The sequence below is a fragment of the Sphingobium fuliginis genome, from assembly GCF_004152845.1.
GTDB classification, from domain to species: domain Bacteria; phylum Pseudomonadota; class Alphaproteobacteria; order Sphingomonadales; family Sphingomonadaceae; genus Sphingobium; species Sphingobium fuliginis.
The window spans coordinates 192,055-215,336 of record NZ_SEON01000005.1; the positions used below are offsets into that span (position 1 = coordinate 192,055).

24 protein-coding genes are annotated in these 23,282 nt (G+C 61.5%); 14 read left to right on the top strand and 10 right to left on the bottom strand.

Translation table 11 applies throughout. The features are described from left to right. Window positions 1-5 precede the first annotated feature (5 nt). Together EWH10_RS13890 and EWH10_RS13895 are read left to right on the top strand one after the other, a co-directional pair. Window positions 6-215: a DUF2933 domain-containing protein gene (locus tag EWH10_RS13890; RefSeq protein WP_130030024.1), complete on the top strand. Its 210-nt coding sequence runs from the start codon at window positions 6-8 to the stop codon at window positions 213-215. A gap of 207 nt (window positions 216-422) precedes the next feature. Beyond that, the gene (locus tag EWH10_RS13895) at window positions 423-857 is read left to right on the top strand and encodes a DUF411 domain-containing protein (protein WP_130030025.1); all 435 of its coding nucleotides are present in this window, start codon (window positions 423-425) and stop codon (window positions 855-857) included. Between the two features lie 334 nt (window positions 858-1,191). On the opposite strand, the gene EWH10_RS13900 is transcribed toward EWH10_RS13895, so the two are convergent. After that, window positions 1,192-3,258 (bottom strand): TonB-dependent receptor, encoded by a 2,067-nt coding sequence (locus EWH10_RS13900; protein WP_229742613.1) that lies wholly within the window; start codon window positions 3,256-3,258, stop codon window positions 1,192-1,194. A gap of 236 nt (window positions 3,259-3,494) precedes the next feature. On the opposite strand from EWH10_RS13900, the gene EWH10_RS13905 reads away from it, so the two are divergent. Both EWH10_RS13905 and EWH10_RS13910 read left to right on the top strand, forming a co-directional pair. After that, window positions 3,495-3,899, top strand: a complete 405-nt coding sequence (locus EWH10_RS13905; RefSeq protein ID WP_308507647.1) for a glycine zipper 2TM domain-containing protein — start codon at window positions 3,495-3,497, stop codon at window positions 3,897-3,899. Window positions 3,900-4,071: 172 nt separating this feature from the next. Beyond that, window positions 4,072-4,449 (top strand): hypothetical protein, encoded by a 378-nt coding sequence (locus EWH10_RS13910; protein WP_130030027.1) that lies wholly within the window; start codon window positions 4,072-4,074, stop codon window positions 4,447-4,449. Window positions 4,450-4,471: 22 nt separating this feature from the next. On the opposite strand, the gene EWH10_RS13915 is transcribed toward EWH10_RS13910, so the two are convergent. Beyond that, window positions 4,472-5,854 (bottom strand): sensor histidine kinase, encoded by a 1,383-nt coding sequence (locus tag EWH10_RS13915; RefSeq protein WP_130030028.1) that lies wholly within the window; start codon window positions 5,852-5,854, stop codon window positions 4,472-4,474. A 4-nt stretch (window positions 5,855-5,858) separates the two neighbouring features. After that, complete coding sequence (locus EWH10_RS13920; RefSeq protein WP_130030029.1) at window positions 5,859-6,539, bottom strand: response regulator transcription factor; 681 nt, start codon at window positions 6,537-6,539, stop codon at window positions 5,859-5,861. 162 nt (window positions 6,540-6,701) lie between these two features. Here EWH10_RS13920 and EWH10_RS13925 point away from each other — a divergent pair, with 162 nt between their 5' ends. From EWH10_RS13925 to EWH10_RS13940, 4 genes are read left to right on the top strand one after another with little or no spacing between them, the layout of a single operon-like run. Continuing rightward, on the top strand, window positions 6,702-7,592 hold the full coding sequence (locus tag EWH10_RS13925; protein ID WP_130030030.1) for a DUF6662 family protein: 891 nt from the start codon (window positions 6,702-6,704) through the stop codon (window positions 7,590-7,592). After that, window positions 7,592-8,119 carry an FMN-binding protein gene (locus EWH10_RS13930; protein ID WP_130030031.1) on the top strand — a complete coding sequence of 176 codons (528 nt, stop codon included), beginning with the start codon at window positions 7,592-7,594 and terminating at the stop codon, window positions 8,117-8,119. Before EWH10_RS13925 ends, EWH10_RS13930 begins: the two co-directional genes overlap by 1 nt. Further along, entirely contained in the window at window positions 8,103-8,948 is an 846-nt protein-coding gene (locus EWH10_RS13935) for an FAD:protein FMN transferase (RefSeq protein ID WP_165363369.1), read from the top strand. The genes EWH10_RS13930 and EWH10_RS13935 overlap by 17 nt, the downstream gene beginning before the upstream one ends. After that, window positions 8,948-9,403 (top strand): hypothetical protein, encoded by a 456-nt coding sequence (locus EWH10_RS13940; RefSeq protein WP_130030033.1) that lies wholly within the window; start codon window positions 8,948-8,950, stop codon window positions 9,401-9,403. The genes EWH10_RS13935 and EWH10_RS13940 overlap by 1 nt, the downstream gene beginning before the upstream one ends. A 45-nt stretch (window positions 9,404-9,448) precedes the next feature. On the opposite strand, the gene EWH10_RS13945 is transcribed toward EWH10_RS13940, so the two are convergent. From EWH10_RS13945 to EWH10_RS13965, 5 genes are all read right to left on the bottom strand, one after another. Then, on the bottom strand, window positions 9,449-9,805 hold the full coding sequence (locus EWH10_RS13945) for a hypothetical protein (protein WP_130030034.1): 357 nt from the start codon (window positions 9,803-9,805) through the stop codon (window positions 9,449-9,451). A 405-nt stretch (window positions 9,806-10,210) separates the two neighbouring features. Further along, window positions 10,211-10,933, bottom strand: a complete 723-nt coding sequence (locus tag EWH10_RS13950; RefSeq protein ID WP_130030035.1) for a DUF6602 domain-containing protein — start codon at window positions 10,931-10,933, stop codon at window positions 10,211-10,213. After that, window positions 10,930-11,691 (bottom strand): nucleotidyltransferase family protein, encoded by a 762-nt coding sequence (locus tag EWH10_RS13955; RefSeq protein ID WP_130030036.1) that lies wholly within the window; start codon window positions 11,689-11,691, stop codon window positions 10,930-10,932. The genes EWH10_RS13950 and EWH10_RS13955 overlap by 4 nt, the downstream gene beginning before the upstream one ends. 49 nt (window positions 11,692-11,740) lie before the next feature. Continuing rightward, on the bottom strand, window positions 11,741-13,588 hold the full coding sequence (locus EWH10_RS13960; protein ID WP_130030037.1) for a hypothetical protein: 1,848 nt from the start codon (window positions 13,586-13,588) through the stop codon (window positions 11,741-11,743). Window positions 13,589-13,602: 14 nt separating this feature from the next. Then, window positions 13,603-13,827: a hypothetical protein gene (locus tag EWH10_RS13965; protein WP_229742611.1), complete on the bottom strand. Its 225-nt coding sequence runs from the start codon at window positions 13,825-13,827 to the stop codon at window positions 13,603-13,605. A 975-nt stretch (window positions 13,828-14,802) separates the two neighbouring features. Here EWH10_RS13965 and EWH10_RS13970 point away from each other — a divergent pair. Then, on the top strand, window positions 14,803-15,051 hold the full coding sequence (locus EWH10_RS13970; RefSeq protein WP_130030039.1) for a hypothetical protein: 249 nt from the start codon (window positions 14,803-14,805) through the stop codon (window positions 15,049-15,051). Here the strand turns inward: EWH10_RS13970 and EWH10_RS13975 are convergent. Next, on the bottom strand, window positions 15,020-15,610 hold the full coding sequence (locus tag EWH10_RS13975) for an alpha-ketoglutarate-dependent dioxygenase AlkB (protein ID WP_130030040.1): 591 nt from the start codon (window positions 15,608-15,610) through the stop codon (window positions 15,020-15,022). The genes EWH10_RS13970 and EWH10_RS13975 overlap by 32 nt on opposite strands. Before the next feature lie 29 nt (window positions 15,611-15,639). After that, entirely contained in the window at window positions 15,640-16,065 is a 426-nt protein-coding gene (locus EWH10_RS13980; protein ID WP_130030041.1) for an SOS response-associated peptidase family protein, read from the bottom strand. A 144-nt stretch (window positions 16,066-16,209) separates the two neighbouring features. Between EWH10_RS13980 and EWH10_RS13985 the strand changes: the two genes are divergently transcribed. The 5 genes from EWH10_RS13985 to EWH10_RS14005 all read left to right on the top strand — a co-directional run bounded on the left by EWH10_RS13985 (window position 16,210) and on the right by EWH10_RS14005 (window position 23,116). Continuing rightward, window positions 16,210-16,830 (top strand): SOS response-associated peptidase, encoded by a 621-nt coding sequence (locus EWH10_RS13985; protein ID WP_130030042.1) that lies wholly within the window; start codon window positions 16,210-16,212, stop codon window positions 16,828-16,830. Further along, the gene (locus tag EWH10_RS13990) at window positions 16,827-17,249 is read left to right on the top strand and encodes a DUF1810 domain-containing protein (RefSeq protein ID WP_130030043.1); all 423 of its coding nucleotides are present in this window, start codon (window positions 16,827-16,829) and stop codon (window positions 17,247-17,249) included. The genes EWH10_RS13985 and EWH10_RS13990 overlap by 4 nt, the downstream gene beginning before the upstream one ends. Before the next feature lie 101 nt (window positions 17,250-17,350). After that, complete coding sequence (locus tag EWH10_RS13995) at window positions 17,351-18,127, top strand: ImuA family protein (protein ID WP_130030044.1); 777 nt, start codon at window positions 17,351-17,353, stop codon at window positions 18,125-18,127. Continuing rightward, window positions 18,045-19,853 carry a DUF6504 family protein gene (locus EWH10_RS14000; protein WP_130030045.1) on the top strand — a complete coding sequence of 603 codons (1,809 nt, stop codon included), beginning with the start codon at window positions 18,045-18,047 and terminating at the stop codon, window positions 19,851-19,853. The genes EWH10_RS13995 and EWH10_RS14000 overlap by 83 nt, the downstream gene beginning before the upstream one ends. Then, window positions 19,853-23,116, top strand: coding sequence for an error-prone DNA polymerase (locus tag EWH10_RS14005; protein WP_130030046.1), 3,264 nt, complete (start codon window positions 19,853-19,855; stop codon window positions 23,114-23,116). Before EWH10_RS14000 ends, EWH10_RS14005 begins: the two co-directional genes overlap by 1 nt. Window positions 23,117-23,282: the final 166 nt, after the last annotated feature.

Consider the following 23,282-nt stretch of genomic DNA (forward strand, 5'->3'; position numbering starts at 1 on the left):
GTGATATGATGTCAAAAACCAGCAATATGGCGCTCATGTTCGCGGTTGCCGTTCTGGCGGGACTGCTGTTCTACGCGGCGCGCGAGCATTGGGGACATATTTTTGGACTGGCTCCCTATCTTCTCTTTCTGGCCTGCCCCGCAATGCATCTCTTCATGCACCACGGCCACGGGCATCATAATAACCATGGTGATGGAGGGACACCCAAGCCCTGACTATCCACTATATCCTAATGACTGGCGCGGTTACACAATTGTCCATGATGCCGGTCTGGCCCCTCACTGCGACGAAGGGCCAGTGATTTTCAGATTTCAACGGCCATATCCAAAGGTTTCGTCAGAAATTCAAACCTGTAAAAGTGTCAGATTGAGGGGTCGCGTGATCATGCGCGTATGGAGAATCAGGCAAGGAGAGTTCGAACTATGAAACGTCAGCTGATTGCAGCGACAGTGATGCTGCTTTCGACCGCAGCCAGCGCGGCCACGCCGATCATCGTGCATCGCGATCCGGGCTGCGGCTGCTGCGAGAAATGGGCTGCGCAGGTCCAGACCCAGTTCGGCCGCCGCGTGACCATGATCGACGATCAGGCGAGAGGCGCTTTTCAGAAGGCGCGTGGGGTTCCGACAACGCTCGTGTCCTGCCACACCGCCGTGATCGACGGCATGGTGTTCGAAGGCCATGTTCCGATCACAGACATGAAGCGCGTCCTTGCTCAGCGCCCCAGGGGTGTGTCCGGTCTTGCTGTCTCCGGAATGCCCCTTGGCTCTCCCGGAATGGAAGTGCCGGGCCAGCCCCCCCAACACTATGTCGTCACCGCCTTTGGTGCGGGCGGCACGAGGGTCTTCGCGCGCCATTGAAACCGGAGAGTGAGCTGTCGCGAGGCTTAGCTACGACAGATATGGTCGTGAGCCAGCGATCTCCGCCAAGGCCGCTCCCACATAGACAAAAAACATCTGCATGGCTGCCCGTACCAGGCGAGATAGTCCATGTCGGTACGACAGGATGCAAAAGGACGAGCAGCAGCACCGCCAGCGCCCGCTCGGAAATGAGAGTTAATGTCCAGTCCATCCAATCCGAATCGGACATGTTGGAGGAAATGGTGTGTGCGACCCGAGAGGCTTGGCATCTCCAAGTTTCTTCACTGGGCCGGCCAGATGGCCGGCCCTATTTTTCGGAAATGCCGCCGAGAGCCTAATCCCTCCCGCCCATGAAATTATAGCGCAGCGTCAGCATGGCGGCACGTGGCGCACCGGGCAGGTTGAGGTTGGCGCTCGTGCCATGGCCCGACACAATATAATGTTTATCGAAGATATTGGTCACGTTGACCTGCGCGGTGATCGGACCCAGCCGATACCATGCCATCGCATCCGCCGTGAAATAGCTCGGCAGCGTCACGGTGTTGGCCGGATCAGCGAAACGGTTGCTGACATAGTTGCCGCCCGCGCCCAGGCCGAAGCTGTCACTGAAATCCTTGGCAATCCACGCATTGGCGGCATGGCGTGGCGTAATGGTGGCGCGCTTGCCGATCAGCGCCGCATTGGCCGAGTCCGCGATCTTGGCATCCAGATAGGCATAGCCCAGGATCGCCCGCCAGCCATTTTCCAGATTGACCGTGCCCGACAGTTCGATGCCGCGCGTGCGCTGTACACCGATAGGGATGAGCACGGTCGGAGCGGCAGGATTGGCAGCCTTGATCCCCGAACGGCGCAGATTGAACGCCGAAATGGTGGTTACGATCCGGCCGTCGAGGAAATTGAACTTGGCGCCCGCTTCCTTGTTCTCGGTCTTTTCCGGCGCGATGTCGGCATTGTTGGCCGCAATGGAGAAGGCTTCGCCCGACGGCTGAAAGGAACGGCTCCAGGAGACATAGTAGGACTGGCTCTCCGTCGGCTGCCAGACGAGACCAGCGCGCGGGCTGCCCTTGGTGTCGGTGCGGGACAGGTCGGAACGGCCGGGCAGATGATCGTCCGTGGCCTGCTTGAACCGGTCATAGCGTGCGCCGACCAGCGCCTTCAGATGTTCGCCGATCGACACCAGATCCTGCACATAATAGCCCAGCGTATCGAAGGTGCCGCGATTGTCGGCAGTCAGGCTGCCGTTGGTCGTGATGACAGGCAGGACCGGGTTGAACAGATCGACGGTCGCGATGCCGTTGCGAGAATAGGTCGCGACATCCTTGATCTGCCGCCCGACCTCGACACCGAAGAGCAGTTGATGCTCCATGCCGGCGAAGCGCACCTTACGCATCAGTTCCAACTGATCGAACCAGCCATGTTCGTTGCGATCCAGGGCCGAGCGGTTGAGCGACGCGGTCCGCGCTACCTCGTTGACCGAGCCGACCAGCGTGTTCTGCCGGTCGAGCCGATAGTCATAATAGCGCAAGGCATTGCGGATACTGGTATCGTCATCGATCCGGTGGGTCAGCGTGACCGTGCCCGAATAGACTTTCGACTGGCTGTAATCATCCTTCCGTGCGTTGGCCGAACCATAATAAGTGGAGCGTGGCACATCGACCGGGCGCCCCTGAAAAGCGGGGATACCGAAGTCTGTCACGCGCCGGTCGCGCAGATAGTCGCCCTGGACCAGCAATTGCGTCCGATCGCTGAGCTTGAGCGATACCGACGGCGCAATCGTCTCGCGGCGCAGGAACTGCTGGCTGCGGAAACCATCGGCGCGCTCGATGGCGCCGGTCAGGCGAAAGGCTGCGATGCTGCCTTCGGGCGCGATGCCGATGTCGGCTTCGGCGCGACGGTCGTCCCAGCTGCCATAGCTGATGCCGATCTCGCCCAGATTGACGCCCGGCTTCTTGGTCACACGGTTGATGAGGCCGCCCGAAGACCCCCGGCCGAATAGGACCGACGCGGGCCCCTTGATGACCTCCACTCGCTCGATATTCGAAAGGTCGCGGAAATAGAGCGCGTCATCGCGCAGCCCGTCCACGAACTGGTCGGCGATGGCGGAAAAGCCACGGATCGATACCTGGTCGCGCTGACCATCGCCATGCGAGAAACCGACGCCGGGAATATTCTTGAGCACATCCTGCATCGAGAGGGCGCGCTGGTCGCGCATGACCGCCTCCGTCACGACATCAACGGTCTGGGGAATATCCTTCAGCGGCGCGTCGATCTTCACCGCGCTGACCTGTTTCGGCGTATAATCAAGGCGGTCTGCCGTGACGATGATGTCGGACCGCTCCGCTTCATCGGCATGGGCCTGCGTGGACAGAGCCACCGCGCCAAGCGCCACGGCAGCATGCAAGCGACCCGCCAAAAATCGCGGAAATATGGACCTCTCGCGAACCATTCAGAACCCCTGTTGATACAATTTACGACAAATATGCTATTGCGAGGCGGTCGCATAGTTGTAGCCCTGCAAGCTGTCAACACGCTGCCTTGCTGAACAATGGCTGACTTTTCTGTTCAGAAACCCGCCAGACACCTGCGGCAATAACCTCTCCCGTGGAGACGACGGGTCGTCTGAGGAGGAGATAAAAGATGATGCGCAAGCCCCTGTTGGCACTGTCCCTGGCCGCTTCGATGCTGGCCGGACTGCCATCCCTGGCCCATGCCCATGATGGCGGGCGCAGCTGGTATCGTGAAGAATATCATGAGGAAGGCGACGACGATGATGACGATGATCGTCCCCGTTATCGCCGCAGCTATTATGAGGAGCGGGACTATCATCGCCCGCGCTATGTCGCGCCACGGCGCTATTATCGCGATGAGCCGCGCCGTCGCTGCGGTGGCAGCGGGACAACGGGCTTGTTGATCGGTGGCGCGGCCGGTGCGCTGCTGGGCCGTTCGGTCGATCGTTATGGTGATCGCGCGCCGGGAACCATCATCGGGGCGGGCGCGGGTGCGTTGCTGGGCCGGGAGGTCGACCGAAACTCCGGCTGCTGAGACAATATCGGCACTTCCTCCTGTGGCGGGAGGATGCGGGGGCGTGCAGCCGCAGGCTGTCTACGCCCCCGCAACATAGGGCGGGTTCAGATCGAGTTCAGCGCGCCCGTGCTTGAATGATCATTGATCCCTTCCGCAGAAGGCGGACCGGGCAAGAAGTAGGAGGCTGGAGATGAAAATCCTCCGCAAAGCAGCCCTGGGCTTGGCGCTGGCGGCGTCCGTGCCGATCAGCGCGACGCCCGCCCAGGCACGCGACCATCATCGCTATTATTCCCGTCACTATGACGATGACACGGCGGTTGCCTTGAGCGCTGGAATTGTCGGCCTCGCGATCGGTGCGGCCATAGCTTCCGATCGGCCGCGCTATTATTATGACGACGATTATTATTACCGAGAGAGATATTACAGGCCCCATTATCGGTCATATTATTACTATTATGATGGCTACCCGCGTTATTATGACAGGCGCGATTATCGCGGGTATCGCGGGTATCGCGATTATGACCGGCATTGGCGTCACCACCGCCACCATGATGATGACGACGATTGATAGACAGTTAAACGGATAAATCTCAGGCTCTGCGTTTTGCGGCGGGAAAGACGATTTCGACGGTCATGCCAGCACCGGTGGGCAGAGTCTGGACGTGCGCATCGTGGGCGGCGGCAATGGCCGCCACCATATTGAGACCCAGGCCGTAGCCCGATGTCGATCGGCTTCGGTCAAGCCGTGCAAAGCGGCGAAAAACCCGTTCGCGATCCTCATCGGGAATGCCCGGCCCATTGTCGATGATGAGCAGCGCGATCCCCTTATCGCATTTTTCCATTGCAATCGTCGCTGCCGTGCCGGGCGGCGTGTGAACCAGCACATTGTCCAGTAGATTCGCCAGGCATCGCTGGATGAGTTGCCGATCTCCGAGAATAGTCGCCGGGGCAATCTCCAGCATGAGCGACTTGCCCGCCTGATCGAAGGCTGGGCGAAACGCCTCAGCGATGTCCCGGGTCGCTTCGGCCAAATCCACGGTCTGAAAGCGGCTGCGGATCGATTGGCCTTCAATCTCGGATATCGCAAGGATGGATGAGAAGAGATCAAGCAGATCATCGGCTTCCCTGATGGCCAGGGTCAACCGCTCCCGTTGAAGCGGCTCTGCGGTCGTTCGTTCAACCTCTTCCAGTCGCCCGCGCAGGCGGCTGAGCGGCGTGCGCAGGTCATGGGCAATGTCGCAGGACACTTGCCGGAGATTATCCATCAGGGCCTGGATGCGATCGAGCATGCTGTTCAAGATCATGGCCAGCCGATCGAATTCCTCGCCCGATCCATTGCGCGGCATGCGGCGGGACAGATCACCGGCCATGATCGCTTCCGCCGAATCCTCCATGGTCGAAAGGCGCGCCCCGACAAGCCGACCCAATCCAACCACTGCGGCGGTGCCCACGGCCAGGATCAGGGCGAAGGCACCAAGGAACAGTGTCAGCAGTTGCAGATCCATCTGATCGACTATGGCCCGGTCGGCAGCGACAACGAGGCGCCCGCCGCCGGACAGCGGCGTGTTGATGGCCTGGGCCATGGCGGACGCCCCATCGGCAGCGCGAAAGGGAACGAACTCGCTCCATCCCGACGGCGGCACGCTGGCTTTGAGCGATCCCGCCCTGCGCCGTCCGGAGGCATCGGTCACGATGTAGCCCATGCCTCGCCCCCTGCTGTCGGCCCCCTCCAGATAGCTGACATCTTCCGGCCCGGTACGATGATCGAGGGTGTTGACCAGATCGACCAGCGCCGCAAAGCCGTGCTGCCGGTGATGGGCGAGCAGGACATCGGCTTCGATCCTGATCCGCTGGTTGATCTGGCGTTCAATCTCCTCATGTACGAAGGCATAGGTCGCGAGGCTCAGCAGGGTAACGATCAGGCCGGAGGCCAGCGCCACGCTCAACGACAGTGCCCTGATGGAGCGGGGCATGAACCTACCCAGCACGGCTGTCGATCATATAGCCCGAACCGCGAACGGTTTTGATCGCATCATCGCCGAAGCCCTCGTTGAGCTTGGCTCTCAATCGGCTCATATGCGTCTCGACGATGTTGGTTTTCGGGTCGAAGCCGAAATTCCACACGCGGTCGAGCAGCATCGTGCGCGTCACGACGCGATCGGCGTTGCGCAACAACTGTTCCAACAGACTATATTCGCGGGGTTGAAGGTCGATGGTCCGGTTCCCTCGGCGCACTTCACGGCGCAGCAGGTTCATGCTGATGCCGCCCGCCTCCAGCATCGTCACGGTTTCGCAGGATGGGGAACGCCGGCCCAGCGCGTTGAGGCGCGCGACCAGTTCCACAAAGGCAAAGGGTTTGACGAGGTAATCGTCCGCTCCCGCCTCCAACCCGTCAACCCGATCCTCTATGGCCGACATGGCCGTCAGCAGCAGGGTGGGCGTCTGGCATCCCTGTGACCGTATCATGCGCAACAGGGTAAGTCCGTCCAGGCTGGGTAGCATCCTGTCGAAGATCAGCACATCGAAACCGCCGGCCAGAACCACGCCGATCGCCTCCGTTCCGTCGCCGAAACATGCGACCTGATGCCCCAATTCCCGCAAGCCCTGCGCCACATAGTCGCGTTGTTGCCGATCATCCTCCACCAGCAGCATTTTCATGGCCTGCCCCCGACGCCGCACGGATGTCCCCATCGGGATGACGCATGGATTACCATTTCTATACAATTTCCCAATGTTGCCATTCCGTGATGGACCGACTCTATAGCAAACCGCTAGCGGCGCAAATGAGAACCGTTAGCATTTGTATCAAAGGGGTCGCATATGACAGGAAAGAGGGTTGGAAGTGCTGTCGCCATGGCCGCCGCTATGGCTTTTTCAAGTCCGGCAATGGCCGGCGAACCGCTGTTTGGCTATGTCTACACGACTGATGTCATGCCCAAGGGCAAGACCGAGGTCGAGCAATGGGTCACGCTGCGCGAGGGACAGGCCAACGGCCATTTCCATGACGTCAAGCTCCGCACCGAGGTCGAGCATGGCATTACGGACAATTTCCAGATCGCCGGATATCTCAACAGCAGCTACATTTCCGCGAACCGGAACAGCGTCGCCGGCACCACCGAGGGTCTGGACATTCCGCCCGCCCATGATCCGGCGCGCCCTTACAATCGGTTCCGCTTCGACACCGTATCGGCCGAGATGATCTGGCGGGTGATGAGCCCCTATAAGAAGCCCTTCGGCCTTGCCTTCTATGTCGAGCCGGAAATCGGCCCGCACGAACGGGCGATCGAACTCAAGGTGATCGCGCAGAAGAATTTCCTCGATGACCGTCTGGTGCTCGCCGCCAACGCCTTTGTCGAGTTCGAGCGTGAGCATCAGGACGGGGAAACCGAAAAGGCGACCCAGCTGGAATTCGATGCGGGCGCTTCCTACCGTTTCCGCCCAAACTGGTCATTCGGCCTGGAATATCGCAACCATAATGAGTTTGTCGGCTACAGGCTCGGCCATAGCAGCCAGGAGCATACGGCCCATTTCGTCGGCCCGAACATCCATTATGGCAGCCAGAAATGGTTCTTCACCCTCTCCGCGCTCTACCAGATCCATGCCAAGGGCTATAATGACGAGCAGCGCGACAATATCGTCAATGGCCGCATCTATGGCGACGAGCATACCCGTTGGGACGGCATCCGCCTGAAGGTCGGGAGGGTGTTCTGATGTCGGCCCCTCGCGCATCCTTGCTGGCTCTCGTTCCGGTGGCGCTGGTCGCGCCGCCAGCCCACGCAGCCACCTATCTCTCCGTCGAGCAGGCGCAGTCCCTGATGTTCCCCGGCGAGACCCTGACGCCTGCGTTCCGCACGCTGAGCAACACGGAAATCGCCGCGATCCGGAAGGCTAGCGGCGTGTCGCCCCTCAACCGTCAGTTGAAAGTTTGGCGGTCCGCCCGCGGCGGCTGGCTTATCGTCGATCAGGTTGTCGGCAAGCATGAATATATCACCTTCGCCGTCGCGCTCGACGCTTCGGGCGCCGTGCGCTCGGTCGAGATCATGGACTATCGGGAAAGCTATGGCGACCAGGTGCGCAATCCCAAATGGCGCGCCCAGTTCGCCGGCAAGCGCAACGGCGCCGCGCTGCAACTCGACAAGGACATCAAGAATATCTCGGGGGCGACCCTTTCCTGTCGGCACGTCACCGATGGGGTCAAGCGTCTGTTGGCGACCTATGCCCTTGTCCTCGCGGGATAAGCTCGTCACCCGGTGCCAGCCATGGCTGGGCACCTTTGTCGAGATCAGCCTTGCCGAAGCGGATATCGGGGCGATCGATGCCGCCTTTGGGGTGATCGCCCATATCCATGCGCGCATGTCATTCCATGATCCGGACAGCGACCTGGCACGGCTACGTTCTGCCGCGCCCCGCGAGATTGTTGCCGTGGACGCGGAGACGGTGTCGGTGCTGCGGATGGCGATCGTGCTGCATGAAGCGACGGACGGCCTCTTCGAGGTTGCCGTGGGGCGGGCCTTGGTCCGTAGCGGTTTCCTACCGCGTGACGGCATCGAGCATCTCAGCCGCTATACCGGCACAACCGCCGATATCGAGGTGATCGACGATCGGCATGTCCGGTGCAAGAGGCGGCTTCTGATCGACCTGGGCGGCATAGCCAAGGGCCATGCGGTCGACCGCGCCGTCGAAACCTTGCAGGCCGCTGGCATAGAGACAGGGCTAGTGAATGCTGGCGGTGATCTGCGGGCCTTTGGCGAGCGCGAATGGGAGGTGCAGTTCCGCGATGCGGATGATGTGGTGCGGCATGGGCTGTCGGTGCGCGACTGCGCCGTCGCGAGTTCCGCCAATCTCCGCGATCGGCGACAGATGGGCGGCGTACCGCACGCCCCTCATATCGGCCGGGATGGCAAGGCATCGCTCATCGGCCATCGAGTGACCGTGCTGGCCGACCGATGCATCGTTGCCGACGCCATGACGAAAGTGGCCATGGCCGATACGGGCCTCGCAGACAGGATACTCGCCTTGCACAATGGATATGTCTTGCGCGAACCCTTTTGGGCGGAGGCCGCCTGATGCCGCATCGTCGTTCGGCGCGCCTCGCCACATGGCAGCTCGCGCTTTTCAGCACCAGTGGCCTTGGCCTGTGGCTCAGCGGAACCTGCTGGCTTTTGCTCCATTATTACGGGCAGATCGAGGGAGAGTTCGGTCCGGAGGTCAATCCGGCCGAACCATGGATGATGAAAATCCATGGCCTATTTCTCATCGCTGCCCTGCTCGGCATCGGCGGCATGTTCATCGCGCATATTCCCAAGGGCTGGTCACAGCGCCATCAACGGGTCGCCGGGGTCGTGCTGAGCGGTATCCTCGGGGTGCTGATCATCAGCGGATATATGCTCTATTATGTCGGAATAGAGGCGGTCCGTGCATGGACCAGTGTGGTCCATTGGTTCTTAGGCCTGTCACTGCCGGCGATATTTACCTGGCACTATGTCAAGGCCCGCCGGTCTCGAAAGCGCAAGCATAAGTGAATGGTCACCGCGATCGGTAGCGGTCGCGGTAACCATGCGACATGATCAATAGCCATAGTCAGGATCATAGCGGTATCGAGGTGAACTCCAGCCGTAATAATATGGGTTCCGGTTGTCCCAATGCTCCCAGCGATGCTCGCGACCGAGCTGCCGATGTTCACGGGCATGTTCCCGGTTCATGTATCGATGCAGGCGTCGATGTTCCCGGCGAGTCATTCCTTCCTCGTGGGCGTCGCGGTGGATGTCACCGAGATAATCATGATCATCCTGATGCTCTTGGTCGAGCTGATCGTGGTCATAGTCGTGCGGCGACTGATACCAATTATAGGATTGAGCCATGGCGGGCGAGATCACCCCCATTGCCAAGATTGACGCTGCCGCCACCAAACCAAGCTTACGCATATCCGCCTCTCCTCTGTATCGTGGGATTTAAGCTGGCGGCATTGAACACGTCCTGAATAAAGCGTTCAGGGTCCGATAAGAGGACCGCTTCGTCGGCTGGTCATCACGCAGAGCAGAAATCAGCTACCGCCACTCGAACGGCAGCTTCAGCCATAGCGATACTCCGAAGCGGACAAGCTCGAAAGTCCCAAGCCTGGCGATCAGGTTACTCGTAATTCCCCTCGAATGAATGACCGCTTCCAGGATCACCTTCTTGATCCCAGAACGACAAAAAGTGGCGCAGAGCCGCCGGCAGCTCGCGACCACCTCAAGACATTCAGTGTCGTTGATGTGAGCGTCGGCTTGTGCTCATATCCGCCTTTCGGGCCACGCAACCAAGCCGGTCGGCTTCGCTTCATCGGATTCTTAGTCGGTCAGCCACTTCGCATAAGCCCGAATGTCGATCATCGGAACCGTCGCTAGACCCTGCAGCCGCGCGATCAGTTCCAACAGGAACGCCGTCGCCGGCTTGCCCTGGTCTTTGATCACATGGCACCCAGCGTCGTCGCAGGCGAACCAGCCATGGGCAGCGACGCAGCCGATGTCGAGCTGGCTATCTTCATCGGCATCTGCCAGCGCTTTGGCGAGGCTGGCTCCCAAGGGAGGCGACCAGCCGCTCTCGAATGTCAACAATCCACCGATGATGGGCTGCAGCGGCTTTGGTGGCGAACTCCCGCCAATATGCGGCACGGGCAGACTCGTTCGCTTCAGCGCGCGCACGGATGCAATCTTCTTCGCGGCATAGCTCACTTGTGCCGCATCGATCTCCTGCTTCGCTTCGAATACCGCATAGACGCTCTCGGCCGGGATGATGACCTGATTGTCCATCTCGAAGATCAGCGGTGAATACTGCCGGTCGTATACCACCACATCGAGCTGATCGCTGAAGCGGCCTTCGCTGTCGCAGACGAACGCCTTTGCGACTTTGTAGCGCTGCGGAAGATAGCCGGCCAGCAGCTGCGCCCAAACGTTCTCGGCAACATCGCCCTTGGCAACGGGATGACCCATCGTGCGCCGGGCGCGAGCAAGCTGCTCGGTCACCGAGGAATGCAGATCCGCCAGCAGCGCCTCAAGGGACCAGCTCGTCATTTGACCACCTCGCCCCAGGTCTTCGCCTTCAGCGTTTCGCCAGCGGCGCGTGCGATCGCCTTTTTCGCGGTGTCCGAAAGGTCGTCGGATATGATGTTGTTGGTGTTGGCCGGATCGACCGCGCGGGCGTTTTCGAAGCGGTTCGAGAGAAAGGTCAGGGCCGTCCAGACCCGATCCGAAAAGCCGGCCTGGGTGTTGCCATTCAGGGCGGCTATTACCGATAGCTCCAGGTAGAACGACGGGAAGTCCAACCCCCGTTGGTTGCGCCAGAGTTTGATGACGCGAATTTCGTTCTGCCGTCCGGACCGCTGGACCGCGGCGATATGGGTGCCGATATTGGTCTTGGTCCATGTCTGCGCGCGATTGCGCCAGAGGCTATGATCCGTGGAATTGGCCTGCTGCTGCTTGCCGGGGACCAGATCGACTTTGAAGCTGCCGACCTTGAGGCCGATCGAAACATTCTGTTTTCGTGGCGTGTATCCCGACTGCTGAAGCTGGTTGAACAGCGTGTCGTAGATATCCTTCAAGGTGGCGGTGGTGTCGGACCGCAGCGAGAGGAAGAGGTCGATGTCGGTTCCGCTGGCGTTCGCCGTGCCTTTGGCGAAAGATCCACTTGGATGCACGCCGACAAGCAGTTCGCTGGCCCATGCTCGCAATCGAGGCATCAGGGTCACGGCCACCTGCCGCAACGGCGAGTTAGCGCTGGTGTCGACGGTTTCCCGTGCCAGAATGCCATAGAGATACTGGTCCGCCGTCATTGCGCGCGCCAGGCAAGCTGCCGCGAAGGACGATGGTCGACCATGCCGATCATCCCAGCGCGCTGACGCTGGCGATGCGGACGCGGTCCTTGATCCATTTGCGCGCCGACGCCAGGCTCTGACGATAATCGTCCGCTGCCATCGAGAGCGATTCCGGCGAAGTCGCACGCTCAAGATCCTCGGTCGACCAGTCATCCAGCATGCGCTTCGCCAAGGCAAAGCAGGTGGCCTTTCCAACCCTGAAGGCCAGAGTGCGCTGTGACGCCTGCAACGCGGTTGCGCGTGCTTCGTCGGGATCCTCGGCATCGGAGAACTCGTTCGAAAGCTCGTCCGCCATCTTGGCCACGACAGGATACAGGCCGTTGACGAACAAAGTCTGCACTTCCGGATAGAAGCGCGCCGCCCGGCTTTTCATTTCGCGGTCGGCGATCTCGTCGGCTTCAGTGAGGATCTTGATTTCGGGAGCGCGCTCAAGTGCCCGCGCGAGTTTCGACGCGGTCGCGCCTTCCGGCGCCATACGCATCCGGGACGTGGAGGCCCGGGGCTCCGGCCGTTTCACCGGCTGCTTGAGGCCCGGAATCTTCTCCTCGTCTTCCTCGGACTCAAGGGTCGTCGGCTCAGGTTCGGCAAGCCCGGCATCGTTGGCCTCGGACCGAGTGATCTGCTCCGGGCTCTTCTTAACGACACTGGTCGGGACGCGAAGTTCATCGAGCAGCGATTGAAGGTCGGATTGGAGGTCGTTCAGATCGTCTGCGCTGTCCGGGGATTCCGCCCGGATGACGTCCTTCACCCAGTCGGGCATGAGCTGCCGGACCAGATAGGCATATTGATCGGCAGTCAGCGGCGATCGATCGTGACGCCATGTCAGGGCATCGCGGTACTGGTTTGGAAATGCCGCGTCCTCGGGCAGCCGGATTTCAGCCGTCAGTACCTTCGAGCCAAATGGTATTCCGAACGTCGGTGCGACCGAGGACCAGACCTTCTGCGTGCGAAAGTCGTACCGCTCGCCGCGATAAACAAGAGCCAAGAACGTCGTTGAGCCGGTCGCTGCATTGGCCCGGGCGCTGTAGGTATGGCTCGACCCTTCGTGCCGGGGGTCGTGGATATACCGCACGGTTATGCCCGTCTCCGCATCGACGACATCTTCATGGCGCGGAAGCCGATCGAGGATTTCGTCGAGCGTGCGCAATTGGCGGAACCTGCCGGTTTCATCCTTGCCGCCGCCCTTGGTCATCGCGACGTCGATGCGGACCTGCACGCCTGGCGAGAAATGCACGAAACGCCTGAAAATGGAGGTGGCGATGAAGCTGCGGTCGACCGGGACGCCCGTGCCGATCGGCTCGGCGACCGTGTCGTGGTCAAGGCTTTCGCCAAACAGCACGACCTCCGTCCAGTCGAAATTGGTAGGTGTCCCGGCGGCCTGGACGACCGAAGTTACGTCGTAGATCGTGTCGCTTTGGCCATCGGCGAGTTGCACGGAGAAGCGGACGTATGTCTGCTCCGCCTCGTCCCAACCGATCGTTACCTCGTTGACTTCGCCGTCCTTGCAGGAACGATAGCGGATGCCATCCGGCGATGCGGCGAGACCTGAGACCTTGGCGCCGATACCGAAATTGCCGTCGAGCGCCATCATCTTGTTGACGGATGAGCTGAGGTCGGTCGCGCGCCGAAGTTCGGCCGCGGTCATGCCGACGCCAGTATTCCAGAACGTCAGTTTCCGCACGCCGTTGATCACGGTCGGAAAGATGTCGACGCGCCGCTTACCTTCGGGAGCGAGGGCCGCGTTCTCGTCGGCGTTCTTGAAAAACTCGCGGATGAGCGTGTTGATCGGCGCCTGCTGAATCAGCCGGTTGATCAGGAAGGTCTTGTCGCCAATTCCAAGGTGTTCCGGCCGCATGGTCTCGTCCCTGTTTAGAGCTTGAAGCTGTCCGACGACTCGGTTGAGGAACCGAAGCGCTTCTCGAGGTCGGACACGGCCTCTTTCAGTGCCTTGCTGATCTTTCGGATATCGGTGTCGCTGAATTCGTAGGCCCGACGGTTTGAGAGATTTCCTAGCTTTCGGATTGCATCCAGCGCGATCTGCGTGCGCCCTTCCGCCAATCGCACAAAATTTGTCCTCTTTTCACTATCAACCACGATTCGTCTCCATCATGAAATTCAATGTAGAGATGAGTTAAGACTGCTGCAATAGTTTTGCGTATTTCATTTAGATATTCGAATCGGGAATCCGACGAAATTTGACAATAATATGGAATCGCAGGAAGAAGCTGCTCGAGTGTCCCCAGGTCGGTCGCTGATGTCCCCGAACAGCCCCTGACGCCGGACCGAGATTCTGCCGATCCTTGCCGCCGACCCGAGCCGTCGGGCCGGGGGCATCACGTGACACCGAGCAAGCTGCTCATCGAACAAATGTTCGTCGTATTTGACATCGGCCAAAAGGAATCCAGTCTGCGACCCGTAGCGTCGCATCTCAAACCTGCCTGAACGCAATCGGCCTAGCTTCAGTCGTAACGCCACGCCGCGCGGACCAGCGCTAAACGGCGGCTTCTGATAAGAGCTGACTCTCAACCCGTGGCATGGCAATGCCAGGTTTGTCCCAGTCCCAGCCTTTCAGATCTACGGACGCCAAGGCCACCCGAACGGCAGGTTCTGGAGAGGGATTTTGAAGCCCAAGCAACCTAAATTGGCGCGATTTAGCCAGGCTGCTGATCGGCTCAAACGACCGCGGCAGTGGAGGAAATCCAAATTTTGGCTGGCTCACAAATCAGCTCAAGGTGGAGCTTCTTCGGATGAAGAGCCCCAGGATCGCCCGTGTAGAATATGAATAACGTTCTATCCTGATTGGATAGATCAGATACTCGCCCCGCATCGTGCGGGCGCAGACACGCTTCGGCTCGTGTTGCCGCTGTTGGAGCTGATCTCGAGCACCCCGGAGACGTAGCATCTGAAGCCATGGGCTGACTGACGCCAGTCCTCTCTCTTGGCGAGCGCCTCCCAGCCGCTAGGAACCGGCCATCAGCCGCTGATTATCGAAGTGAGGAAGATGTGAAATGAATTGCTTCCGAAGGATGAAATTCAGGAAGCATCGCGGCGATAGAAGGAGTCTGGAATATGATGGTGGTGAGCGTTCAGATTTGGCCGGGTGGCGACGAGTCCTCCAGGTTCGAAATCGGTCGAATGGAGGTTAGCAACATGAGCAATTTAGCCGAATTCAGCGATTATCATGCCCACGTCATCCAGCAAAGTGCGCTTGGGCTGGATGTGAATGCCATCGACCGGATCGTGAGGGTAAAAGGGCACCCTCGTCGTGAAGGTGCCTGGGCTCTAGTCAAGCGGGTGCTTGACCGTCTCCATGGATAAGGCTGCGGAACGTTAGCGACCATCGCGGAGCCTGCATCTCGCTGATGCTATGCTCCCAATCATGTCTGGCCTCTCCGCTCATATGATAGATCGCCCGCGGCGCGAGTGGTGCTGAAGTCCGTTCAAATCGCGTCCCCACCCGCCGTCGAAACCGCATCGTTGCGGGTTCGCCGAGCGAAATCCCGATGACATGTTCGAACACGGGGCGATCGCGGTGCCAGCCGATCCCGGCACCCGGATCATAGCGGATGAGCAAGGCCTGGACGAGATTGTCGGGCTCAAGACCTGCGAACTTGGCCGCGCGCGTCTTGAATGGCATCAGCCATGGGGGAATAGCGTCGGTGGGCGCGAACAAACCCGTTTGAAAGTCATAGCTCCAGCCGAAGCTGTGGGTCAGTCTCTTGCCGGTCCATTGCTGAAACCGAAAGGGCGTCAATCCCGCGTCGTCGATCCGCGCGATCAACGCGCACTCCTCCCCCGGGGTGAGGAAGTCATCCTCCTGGCGCAAGCCGGGCAGTAACGGGGTGCCGAACAGATCAGCTTGGCAACCGACAGGCATAAATCATGTTCATCGACGTCGCGCCCCGATCAGAATGCCAGGCTCGTCTGCACCGGCTTCGTCAGAATTTCTTCGACCGTGAACACTCCGGCCGGCGGCGTCACCAGCAGGTCCGCTTCGGGCATGGTGAGATCGAGCCACTGCATCACTTGTCGCCGCTCGATGATCGCGCCGTGGCGCCCCTGATACATGATGATGTCCGGATTGGCGTCCACGGTAATGATCCGATAGCTGATAGGCCAATGCCCCATGGCGGGTTCCCAGATGGCGGCCAGGTAGAAGAAATTGCCATCGTCGCGGAAGGCTCGAAACTTCTTCTCGCCATTGCGGATGTGGAATTCCGATGCCGGGACCAGGCACCGATTGTTGGGGAAGCGCTTCCCCTCAGCCCGGATGAACTCATAGGAAACGCCATCGCTGAACTGGGGATTGGAACCCCAGGCAGCCTCGATCATCTCAATCTCTTGGCTATCATCCGGATTGCGCCGGATAATGGCGCGCCGACTTCCGAGCGCATCGGAGTCGAAGGGTGTAGCTTTCGAGTCCATGGCGTGAACATACAGGGAACGGATGGACCGGGCAAGCAGCGTGGAGGAGCCATGTGCAACGATTACCGGCTTGAGGTCGATATCGCCTCGATCGCCGAGGATTTCGAGGACCTCAAGATCAAGATCAGGATGCCGGAGGGAGCGCCCAACGTGCCCGCGCGCGCCGACATCAGGATGACCGACATGGCGTCGATCGTGCGGAGCGTAGAAGGAGAGCGCGGCGTCGGTGACCTTGTGAACCGGCGCTGGAGTTGGCTCAGCCCCAAGGGGAAGCCCGTCTATAATTTCCGCAGCGAAGGTCGGGCGTTCACCTCGCATCGCTGCCTGATCCTCGCCGATGGCTTCTACGAATTCACCGATCCGGCCGACCCCAAGCAGAAGCGCCTCGACAAATGGCTGTTCACCATGGCCGATCATCCCTGGTTCTGCATTGCCGGCATATGGCGGGACAGCCCGGTAGGCGAAGCCTTCACCATGCTGACCATGGATGCAGGACCCGATGTCGCCCCCTATCATCACCGCCAGATCATCCCGCTCGCGCGCGATCAATGGGCAGACTGGCTCGACGCCACTGTGTCGGCCGAAGAGGTGCTGCGCTGGCTGCCGCCGGGAAGTCTCCCCGTCACCCAGGTCTATGGCAATCCGCCGGCGCAGGGGCAGCTGGTGCTATGACGACGAACGCCACCCTCGCCCGCTTCGTGGACGCGCAGGCGAATGTTTACGAGACCGCGCTGGCCGAAATTCGCGCTGGCGCCAAGCGGTCGCACTGGATCTGGTTCATCTTTCCCCAGCTTCGCGGGCTTGGGCCCAGTCCCACCGCCCATTATTACGGCATCGCCTCGCTCGACGAAGCGAGCGCCTATCTTGGTCATCCGCTGCTGGGGCAGCGCTACCGCGAATGTGTGGGCGCGCTTTCCGGGCTTGCCACCAACGATCCGGTCGTGGTGTTCGGCACAATCGATGCCATGAAGCTGCGCTCCTCGCTCACCCTGTTCGAGGCTGTGGAGCCGTTGCCGATTTTCGCGACCGCACTGGACCGCTGGTTTCAGGGCGAACGAGATCCAGTGACCCAGCAGATGCTAGGCGGCTGATCCACAGTGTTTCAATGCTTTGGAAACTCGGGACTCATCAGCCTTGACGAATCTTATCGAGAACTGGAACATAAAGGGAACATCTGAGTCGATATGTTCCCATGCCCAGCCTCTCTCCTTCTCCCGCTCGGTCGCACGCCGATGCCGTCGCCGCGCTTCGTGCCAGCCTTGCGCAGGGGCAGGCTGAGCGCGTCGCCGCGCTGCCCTTTGGCGTGCCCGAGATCGACGAACGGCTGGCCGATCATGGACTGGACGGCGCTGGTCTGCATGAGATTGCCGCTGCAACTTCGAGCGTGAGTGACGATGCGGCCGCCACCCTGTTCGCGGCCGGCATTGCGGCGCGCTTTGCTGCCCTGCATGGAACAGAGATGTTCTGGGCGCTGAGCCGCTTTGACCTTTACGCGCCGGGGCTGGAACAGGCTGGCCTTGGTCCTGAGCGGCTTTTCTATGCGCAGGGCACGACGGACAGCATGGTGCTGGCGATGGCCGAAGACGCGCTGCGCGATGGCTCGCTGGCTTGTGTCGTCGCGGAAGTGAAGGCAGCAGATCAGACCGCGACGCGGCGGCTGCAGCTCGCCGCCTCCGACGGCAGAACGCCGATCCTGCTGTACCGGCGACACCGCTCACGGGATCGGTGCCCCTTGAGCGGCCTTTCCTCGGCCATGACGCGCTGGCGGATCGGCTGCGCGCCCTCGGCGCCGCTGCCCCATCCCGGCGTTGGCCGGCCGCGCTGGTTGGTTGACCTCGTGCGGCAGCGCAACGGCAATCCCTTCTCCCTCGAACTGGAAGCCTGCGATGACACGGGTCGCCTCGCTCTACCTGCCGCAGCTCGCGATCGAGCGGCTGCGGCGGCTGGAGCGGCCATCAAGGCCGCGTGAGCGCAGGCCCGCCGCGCCGTATCTCACGCTACCGGTCGACGATAATCCCGGCGAATGCTCCGTGCCGCGCGGCGGCGGGTGGCGACAAGGTGCGCGCTGGGCGCGCGACGGTGCGCTTGGTCATCAGCCGGACCAAGCCGAGATCGATGCCCTGCCTGCTCATCAGCGGCCGACGATGCGCGAGATGGGGCGGCGAAGCGAAGCGGCCGAGCATGTCTTCAAGGCGATGCCGGCCGATGAAGGCGGAAGCTCCGCTTCCCCGCCGGCGATCAGTTGGTCCACCCTCTGGGCCCGGCCCACCATCATGATTGCCCGCACGGGGCAGCGCGATATCGTCACATCCGCCTGTCCGGTCGCGCTGGAGATGGGGCTGCGGCCCGGCATGGCGGCTGCCCACGCGCGGGCGCTGGTGACGGATCTGGATGTACGGGAGGCGGACCCGGACGCCGATCGCGCCTCGCTTGATCGCCTTGCTCTGCACGCGGTCGGACACTGGACGCCCACGGTCAGCGTCTGCGATGCCGATGGGCTATGGATGGACCTCACCGGCGTCACCCATCTTTTTGGCGGCGAGCAACGCTTCTGTCGGCGGCTGCTTCGCTTCCTTGAGTGGCTGGGTTTCACCGCTCGCATCGCGATCGCCGGAACGGCCGGCGCCGCTTACGCGCTGGCGCGCTATGGAAGCGACCCAATCACGCTTTTGCCGGCCGGTATGGAAACGCAGGCCATTGCCGACCTGCCGCTCGCGGCGCTGCGCCTTGAGCCGCAAGCGCTGCACGCGGCAGCACGCTTCGGTCTGGAGCGGATCGCAGACCTCTACCCCATGCCGCGCGGCCCGCTGGCCAAACGCCTAGGGCTGGCGACCGTTCGGCGCCTGGATCAGGCGCGTGGCATGGTGGCTGAACCCATCATTCCGGTGGTGCCGTTCGAGACGCCGCGGGTGGAACGGCGGCTGCTCGAGCCGATCGGCACGGCCCAGGCGATCACCCAGGTGATCGGCGATCTGGTCGACGACCTCGCCATCCAATTACAGGAGCGCGGTATGGGTCTGCGATCCGCGCATCTCGCTTGCCTAATCGTCGATGGTAGCGAGCAGCGCGTCGCCATCGGCACGGCGCGCGCGACGCGGGACCCCGCGCATCTAAAGCGCATGCTCGCCATGCGCGTCGAGAGGATCGATCCGGGTCTCGGGATTGAGGCGATGACGCTGGCTGCCCCTCGGGTGGAAGAGCTGAAATCTGAGACCGTCGAGGCGGGGCTAGGTCGCGACGATCGGCCGCCCGAGATCGCGCCGCTCGTCGATCAGCTCGCCGGGCGGATCGAGCCGGATATGCCCTTCCGCCTTTCATCCCATGAAAGCGATGTGCCCGAGCGGGCGGTGCGGCGGATCGCGCCGCTGGCAAAGCCGATGGGCTGGCCGGGCTGGAAGCGGCCGATCCGGCTGCTGGGGCGTCCCGAACTTCTCTCGAACGTCATCGCCCTGATGCCGGACCATCCGCCGCGCCGCTTCACCTGGCGCGGCGCCAGCTATCGCGTCGTCGCGGGCGATGGGCCTGAGCGCATCCATGGCGAATGGTGGAGGAGCGCCCGCGAGATGTGGGCGGTGCGCGACTATTTCCGGGTTGAGGCGGCAGGCGGCGAGCGCTTCTGGCTGTTCCGCCGGGGCGATGGCGTCGATGAACAGACGGGCAATCTCAGCTGGTTCATGCATGGGATGTTCGGCTGATGGCGCGCTATGTCGAGTTGCACGTAACCAGCCATTTCTCGTTCCTGCGAGGTGCTTCTTCCCCCGAGCAGCTCTTCTCCGCTGCGGCTCTGCTCGGCCACAAGGCTCTGGGCCTTGCCGACTGGGGCAGCGTTGCCGGGGTGGTGCGCGGATGGGACGCGCAGAAGGTGACCGGTGTGCGGATGATCGCCGGGACACGCCTTGATCTTCCCGACGGGAAGGCTCTTCTCCTTTATCCCACCGACCGCGCGGCTTGGGGCAGGATGACCCGGCTGCTGTCCATCGGCAAGGCGCGCGGCGGCAAGGGCTGCTGCCTGCTCGACTGGACCGATGTGGTTGCCCATGCCGAAGGGCAGATCGCCATCCTGGTGCCCGATCAGCCGGACAATAACATGCTCGCCAACCTCACCCAGCTGCGGACGACGTTCGGGTCTCGTGCCTATATGGCGCTGTCCCTGCGCCGCCGGCCTGACGACATGGCGCGCCTGCATGCCCTCGACGCCCTGGCGCGGGCGGCAGGCGTGCGCAGCGTAGCGACAGGCGACATTCTCTACCACACGCCGGAGGCCCGCCCACTTCAGGACGTGATGACCGCCATTCGCGAGCGCACCACCATCGACGGCCTGGGGTTCAAACGCGAGCGCTATATGGACCGCAACCTCAAATCACCGGAGGAGATGGAGCGGCGCTTTACCGCTTTTCCCGATGCGATCCAGGCCAGCGCCGACATTGCCGACCAGTGTCGCTTCGATCTGGGCGAAATCCAATATCAGTACCCCTATGAGCAGGTAATGGAGGGCCGGACCGCGCAGGAGGCGCTGACCGCGCTGACCGAAGAAGCGGCGGATGCCGGGTTTCCGGGTGGGCTTCCCCCAGCCTATCGCAAGCAGATCGATCATGAGCTGAGACTGATCGACCAGCTCGGCTACGCCCCCTATTTCCTGACGGTGAACTCGATCGTCGCCGAAAGCCGGCGTCGCGGCATCCTCTGCCAGGGGCGGGGTTCGGCGGCGAACAGCTGCGTCTGCTATATGCTGGGGATCACCTCGATCGACCCGATCCAGCATGAGCTGCTGTTCGAGCGTTTCGTCTCGGGCGAGCGCAAGGAACCACCCGATATCGATGTCGACTTTGAGCATGAGCGGCGCGAGGAGATCATCCAATGGATCTATGAGACCTATGGCCGCACCCGCTCGGCGCTGACCGCGGTCGTCACCCGCTATCGCACGCGTGGCGCGGTGGCCGAAGTGGGTAAGGCGCTTGGCCTGCCCCGCGACCTCACCAAGATGCTGACGGGGCTCGTCTGGGGTTGGTCGATGGACGGGATCACCGACGAGCAGATCGAAAGCCTTAACCTCAATGCCGACGACCACCGGCTCAAGCTGACGCTCGAGCTCTCCCGTCAGCTCATCGGCACGCCGCGCCATCTCTCGCAGCATCCGGGCGGCTTTGTGCTGACGCAGGACCGGCTCGATGATCTCGTGCCGATCGAGCCGGCGCGCATGGAGGATCGCCAGATCATCGAGTGGGACAAGGACGACATAGACGCATTGAAGTTCATGAAGGTCGATGTGCTGGGGCTCGGCATGCTCGGCTGCATGAACCGCGCCTTCAACCTGCTGGAGGAGCATAAGGGCATCCGGGTCGGCATGGCCGATCTGCAGGATGATGATCCGGCGGTCTATGCCATGATCCAGCGTGCCGACACCTTGGGCGTGTTCCAGATCGAAAGCCGGGCGCAAATGTCGATGCTGCCGCGGATCAAGCCGAAAGAATTCTACGATCTTGTCATTGAGGTCGCGATCGTCCGTCCCGGCCCCATCCAGGGCGACATGGTCCATCCCTATCTGCGCCGCCGCGAGGGCAAGGAGACTCCCGAATATCCCAAGCCCGAACTGGAGGCGGTGCTGAAGAAGACGCTCGGCGTCCCGCTGTTTCAGGAACAGGCGATGAAGGTCGCAATCGTCGGCGCCGGGTTCACGCCGGCCGAAGCCGACCAGCTCCGCCGCGCCATGGCGACGTTCAAGCTCACCGGCGGGGTCAGCCACTTCTACGACAAGCTGGTGAACGGCATGATCGCGCGCGGCTATCCCAAGGATTTCGCCGAGCGGACATTCAAGCAGATCGAGGGGTTCGGCAGCTATGGTTTTCCCGAAAGCCATGCCGCGAGCTTCGCCAAGATTGCTTATGCCTCCTGCTGGATGAAGCATCATCATCCAGACGTGTTCTGCGCGGCGCTGCTGAACGCGCAGCCGATGGGTTTCTACGCGCCAGCGCAGATCGTTCGCGATGCCAGGGCGCATGGTGTGGAAGTGCGGCCCGTGTCGATCAACCACAGCCATTGGGATTGCACGCTGGAACCGGCGCGCGGGCGATATAAGGCGGTGCGATTGGGATTCCGACAAGTTCGCGGGCTCGCCAACATCCATGGCGCGGCGATCGTCGGCGCGCGCGGACCGGCGCTGTTCGAAAGCGTCGAGGAGGTTTGGCGCCGGGCGGGCGTGCCGCGCGCCGCCATCGAACGGCTCGCTGAAGCGGATGCCTTTGCCTGCATCGCGCAGGATCGGCGGCAAGGGCTATGGAAGGTGAAAGGTCTGGGAGAAGCACCGCTTCCTCTCTTCTCAGCGGCGGATGCGCGGGATGGCAAATTCTCTGCCGAAGGGCAGGAAGCACCGGTCGTCCTCCAGCCGATGACCCAAGGGCGCGAGGTGGTGGAGGATTATCGATCCCTCCAGCTGTCTCTGAGGAACCACCCCTTGACCTTCCTCCGTCCCCAATTGAACGCCATGCGGATTGTGCGCTGCGCGGATCTTCGCTCGATCCGAGACGGCCGCAATGTCGAGGTTGCCGGGGTCATTCTGGTAAGGCAGCGGCCTGGGTCCGCCAAAGGCGTCCTGTTCGTGACCATCGAGGATGAAACCGGCGTCGCCAACGGTATCCTCTGGCCCAACCGATTTGAACTCTATCGGCGGCAAGTCATGTCAGCCTCGATGATCGCGATGCGCGGGCGGCTGCAGAAGGAAGGCGAGGTCATCCACATCATCTGTGACCGGATCACCGATCATGACGAGATGCTCCGATCCATCGGCCGGATGGATTTCTCCGTGGCACCGGGACGCGGCGATGGCGCAAGCCATGGCGGTGGGCCAAACCCGCGCGATCCAGCCTTTCCCAGTGGCCGGACACTTGCGTCGCCGCCTTCCTGCAATGCGGCAGCGCAGGCCGACGAGATCATACAGGTCAGAAGCCATGACTTTCATTGAGAAAATCGACCGTCCATCGACCGGCGAGAAATGGCGCTCAGTTGGACGGCCACTGAACTGCTATCGGCTGACGATAAAAGGGAGAACTCTAAGAAATTGGGCTGGCCCACAGACCAGCCCAAAGGAAGAGTTTCTTCTAGTGAAGAACCTCAGGGTCGCACGGTTA

Bases quoted from the DNA above. Each gene is read 5' to 3' on its own strand.
- EWH10_RS13950 (WP_130030035.1), bottom strand. From the start codon at position 10,933: ATGACGAGCTGGTCCCTTGAGGCGCTGCTGGCGGATCTGCATTCCTCG.
- EWH10_RS13895 (WP_130030025.1), top strand. From the start codon at position 423: ATGAAACGTCAGCTGATTGCAGCGACAGTGATGCTGCTTTCGACCGCA.
- EWH10_RS13945 (WP_130030034.1), bottom strand. From the start codon at position 9,805: ATGCGTAAGCTTGGTTTGGTGGCGGCAGCGTCAATCTTGGCAATGGGG.
- EWH10_RS13980 (WP_130030041.1), bottom strand. From the start codon at position 16,065: ATGATCGAGGCTGCCTGGGGTTCCAATCCCCAGTTCAGCGATGGCGTT.
- EWH10_RS13995 (WP_130030044.1), top strand. From the start codon at position 17,351: ATGCCCAGCCTCTCTCCTTCTCCCGCTCGGTCGCACGCCGATGCCGTC.
- EWH10_RS13975 (WP_130030040.1), bottom strand. From the start codon at position 15,610: ATGCCTGTCGGTTGCCAAGCTGATCTGTTCGGCACCCCGTTACTGCCC.
- EWH10_RS13910 (WP_130030027.1), top strand. From the start codon at position 4,072: ATGAAAATCCTCCGCAAAGCAGCCCTGGGCTTGGCGCTGGCGGCGTCC.
- EWH10_RS13955 (WP_130030036.1), bottom strand. From the start codon at position 11,691: ATGACGGCGGACCAGTATCTCTATGGCATTCTGGCACGGGAAACCGTC.
- EWH10_RS14005 (WP_130030046.1), top strand. From the start codon at position 19,853: ATGGCGCGCTATGTCGAGTTGCACGTAACCAGCCATTTCTCGTTCCTG.
- EWH10_RS13925 (WP_130030030.1), top strand. From the start codon at position 6,702: ATGACAGGAAAGAGGGTTGGAAGTGCTGTCGCCATGGCCGCCGCTATG.
- EWH10_RS13890 (WP_130030024.1), top strand. From the start codon at position 6: ATGATGTCAAAAACCAGCAATATGGCGCTCATGTTCGCGGTTGCCGTT.
- EWH10_RS13940 (WP_130030033.1), top strand. From the start codon at position 8,948: ATGCCGCATCGTCGTTCGGCGCGCCTCGCCACATGGCAGCTCGCGCTT.
- EWH10_RS13920 (WP_130030029.1), bottom strand. From the start codon at position 6,539: ATGAAAATGCTGCTGGTGGAGGATGATCGGCAACAACGCGACTATGTG.
- EWH10_RS13905 (WP_308507647.1), top strand. From the start codon at position 3,495: ATGATGCGCAAGCCCCTGTTGGCACTGTCCCTGGCCGCTTCGATGCTG.
- EWH10_RS13970 (WP_130030039.1), top strand. From the start codon at position 14,803: ATGATGGTGGTGAGCGTTCAGATTTGGCCGGGTGGCGACGAGTCCTCC.
- EWH10_RS13960 (WP_130030037.1), bottom strand. From the start codon at position 13,588: ATGCGGCCGGAACACCTTGGAATTGGCGACAAGACCTTCCTGATCAAC.
- EWH10_RS13985 (WP_130030042.1), top strand. From the start codon at position 16,210: ATGTGCAACGATTACCGGCTTGAGGTCGATATCGCCTCGATCGCCGAG.
- EWH10_RS13915 (WP_130030028.1), bottom strand. From the start codon at position 5,854: ATGCCCCGCTCCATCAGGGCACTGTCGTTGAGCGTGGCGCTGGCCTCC.
- EWH10_RS13930 (WP_130030031.1), top strand. From the start codon at position 7,592: ATGTCGGCCCCTCGCGCATCCTTGCTGGCTCTCGTTCCGGTGGCGCTG.
- EWH10_RS14000 (WP_130030045.1), top strand. From the start codon at position 18,045: ATGACACGGGTCGCCTCGCTCTACCTGCCGCAGCTCGCGATCGAGCGG.
- EWH10_RS13990 (WP_130030043.1), top strand. From the start codon at position 16,827: ATGACGACGAACGCCACCCTCGCCCGCTTCGTGGACGCGCAGGCGAAT.